This is a genomic window from Streptomyces sp. NPDC059142 (genome assembly GCF_042755665.1).
Lineage (GTDB): Bacteria > Actinomycetota > Actinomycetes > Streptomycetales > Streptomycetaceae > Streptomyces.
In genome coordinates this window covers 6381-9465 of sequence record NZ_JBHZDA010000152.1, presented here as the reverse complement: position 1 = coordinate 9465, position 3085 = coordinate 6381, and the positions used below count along the sequence as shown (strand labels likewise).

At 73.7% G+C, this 3085-nt stretch carries 2 protein-coding genes; one reads left to right on the top strand and one right to left on the bottom strand.

Annotation, left to right across the window (positions count from 1 at the left end; translation table 11 throughout):
• Positions 1 to 91 precede the first annotated feature (91 nt).
• A complete protein-coding gene (locus ACFXPK_RS31310; protein ID WP_384995710.1) occupies positions 92 to 1945 on the bottom strand; it encodes a VWA domain-containing protein in 1854 nt (617 codons plus the stop codon).
• A 187-nt stretch (positions 1946 to 2132) separates the two neighbouring features.
• On the opposite strand from ACFXPK_RS31310, the gene ACFXPK_RS31305 reads away from it, so the two are divergent.
• A complete protein-coding gene (locus ACFXPK_RS31305; RefSeq protein ID WP_384995750.1) occupies positions 2133 to 2933 on the top strand; it encodes a CPBP family intramembrane glutamic endopeptidase in 801 nt (266 codons plus the stop codon).
• Positions 2934 to 3085 lie beyond the last annotated feature (152 nt).

Here is a 3085-nt window from a genome sequence, read left to right as displayed (position 1 = left end):
GGGTCGCTGAGACCCGCGGGGGCGGGGTCACGGGCCCGGCTCCCCGGCCGGCGGACAGGCGGCCCGGCGGTCCCGCGCCCCACGGGGGAGGTCAGGGGCGCGCCGCGGTGGTGCCGGCGGTGGCGTCCGCCGCGGACTTGCTCGCCGACAGCATGATCGCCCGCAGGATCACCGCCTGGATGTCGGCCGGGTCGCTCACCTCGTACGCCGCGCCGCCGGTGGCCCGGGCGATCGCGTCGATCTCCTTGCGGTCCGCGTCGGGCCCCACCGCGACCCCGATCAGCGGCACCGGCCGCGCGGGGTCCGCGAGCTTCTTCAGCCGCTTGACCAGCTCGCCGCGCGCGATGCTGTCCTCGTCCTTGTTGGTACCGTCCGTGAGGATGATGAGCGCGTTCAACTTGCCGGGCACATAGCTCGCCTGTGCCTCCTTGTAGGCGGCCAGCGTCGTGTCGTACAGCCCGGTGTCACCGCCCGGGACGGGCTTCAGCGCGGTGAAGGCGTCGGACAGCCGCTCGCGGTGGGTGCCGCCGCCCCGCGCGGGCTCACCGAGCCGGGCCGTCTCCTCCAGCTTGCGGTAGTCCTTGGCGCCGTCCAGACGGGTGCTGAACTCCCACAGGCCGATCTCGTCCTCGGCGGTGAACTGGGCGAGGGCCCGCAGCAGCGACGCCTTGGTGACGTCCATCCGGCTCTGGCCGGCGCGCCCGGGCACGGACTCCTCCATCGAGCCCGAGGCGTCCACGACCGTCGTCAGCCGGGTGCTGCGCACCGACATCGTCCACAGGACGAGGGCGCGCTCCACGGCTTCGGCGGACGGCGGCCGCGCGTCCTCCCCGGTGTACGGCTGGGGCGAACGGCCACCGGCGGTACGGAGCACATCGGCGTGGACGGGGGTGTTCGCGACCCGGAAACCGTGCTCCGCCAGCGTGCGGTACGAGGAGTCCTCGCTGAGCAGCACCATGAACCGCATGGCGGCGCGGCTCTCGTCCGTACTCAGCTCGGTCTGGTTGACCAGGCTGTACGGATAGTCGAGCGCGGGCGCGCCGTCGGTCGGGTAGAAGAGTTCGAGCCGGGCGTCCTCGCCGGTCCCCGAGTTGTGGCGGAACGCCGCCTGCTCGGAGAGGAGCACCGCCTCGTTGCGCCGGGTGTCGGCGAGCCCGGCGCCCGTGTCGTCCCGGGCGAGGCTCTCCAGGACCCGGGTGTCCGACTCCGAGGCCCGCTGGGCGAGCAGCCTGGCGATCGCGGCGGCCCGGGTGCCACCGGCTTCCTCCTGCCCCTCGGACTTCTTCGGGCCGGTGCCCCGCCGCTCGGACTCCTGCCGCTCCGACTCCGCGATGCTGCTGAGCGCGAGCAGCCCGGTGGCGCTGCGCGACGGGTCGGCGGAGCCCAGCCGCAGGGTGTCGGCGTTGCCCGCCGCGGCGGCGAGCGAGGCCCAGGTGTAGGTCTTCTTCGGCCAGCCCAGCGCCCGCGCCGACTCCGGCAGCGCGGCCAGCGCCACCGGGGAGAGCGCCACATTGCCCGCCGGGGTGAGCGAGACGCCGTCCCCGACGCTCTTGGCGCGGTCCACCCAGAGGTCCGAGTCCGGAACCCAGATCTGGTAGTCGGGCCTGCCGGAACCGCCGGCGAGCGCGTTCGCGACCTCGGCGTTCTCGCGTGCGGTGACCCGGATGTCGATACAGCGGCCGTCGGAGGTGACATGGTCGCGCCGGGCACGGTCCGCGACGGCCCGCAGCGCGGGGGCGATGTCCGGCGAGGCGACGAGATCCAGCCGTACGGGCGTGCTGTCGCAGGAGGTCCCCGAGGAGAGCAGACCGCTGCCCGCCGCGATCCCGGTCCCCGCGGCCACCGACACCACGACCGCGGCGGCGATCGTGACGGTGCGGCGGCTGGGCGGCCAGACCCTGCGCACGCGCGCCGATCGTGCGTCGGGCAAGCTGTGACGTCCCATGGCGGTGGTGCCCCTCCTTCGTGAAGGGTGAACAAGGGCTGGGAGAGTGGACGGGCCCGGAGGTCCAGGGCCCGGACGCCGAAGGGCGCCGGTCTCCCGGCCTGTCGCGAGCGATCTTCGTATCTGCATTCGAGACCCTAGCGGCACCGTGAGAGGCATGAGGCGCGAATACTCAACTGGAGGCTGTGTGCAGGCGGAGGCGGGGCGGGTGGACGGCTCTTACCCCCAGGAGCACATCTCACCGAGAACGTTGCGGACGGAGACGGTGCTCGTGCTGGCGCTCTCGCTCGGCGCGAGCGGGGTGTCGGCGCTCATCAGTTTCATCGGCTCGCTGACCAGGCCCGGATCGCTGAGCGACCAGGCGGCAAGGCTCAACGCGTCGGCGGCGCCGGGCAGGCCGTGGCTCGACCTCGCCTGGCAGCTCTTCGGGATCACCACCGCGCTGGTGCCGGTCGCGCTGGTCGCGCACCTTCTGCTGAGGGAGGGCAGCGGGCTGCGGGACATCGGCTTCGACGGCCGCAGGCCCTGGCCCGACCTGGGACGCGGCACGCTGGTCGCGGCCGGGATCGGCTCCGCGGGGCTGGCGTTCTACCTCGCGATGCAGCAGGCCGGGTTCAATCTGACGGTGCAGCCGGAGTCGCTGCCCTCGGTGTGGTGGAAGTTCCCGGTGCTGATCCTCTCGGCGGTGCAGAACTCCGTACTGGAGGAGGTCATCGTCGTCGGGTATCTGCTGCGCAGGCTCGGACAGCTCGGCTGGACGCCGATGGGCGCGCTGGTGGCGAGTTCGGTGCTGCGCGGTTCGTACCACCTGTACCAGGGGATCGGCGGCTTCATCGGCAACATGGTGATGGGCGTGGTCTTCGTCCTGCTCTACCGGCGGTGGGGACGGGTCGGCCCGCTGGTCGCCGCCCACGCGCTGCTCGACATCGGGGCGTTCGTCGGATACGCGCTGCTGGCCGGGAACGTGTCCTGGCTGCCGACGGTGTGACACGGCGGGGGTGAGCGGCCCGGCCGCCGAGGGGCGTACGAGGCGGGCGTGGCCGTGGGGGGGGGGGGCGCAGGGGCGGGACCCCCCCCCCGCGGGGCCGGGGTGGGGGGGCGCGCGCCGCGCGATTACCGGACACCCCCCCCCCCGGGGGC

Excerpts from the sequence above, each read along its gene's own strand:
- ACFXPK_RS31310 (WP_384995710.1), bottom strand. The coding sequence starts at position 1,945 with ATGGGACGTCACAGCTTGCCCGACGCACGATCGGCGCGCGTGCGCAGG.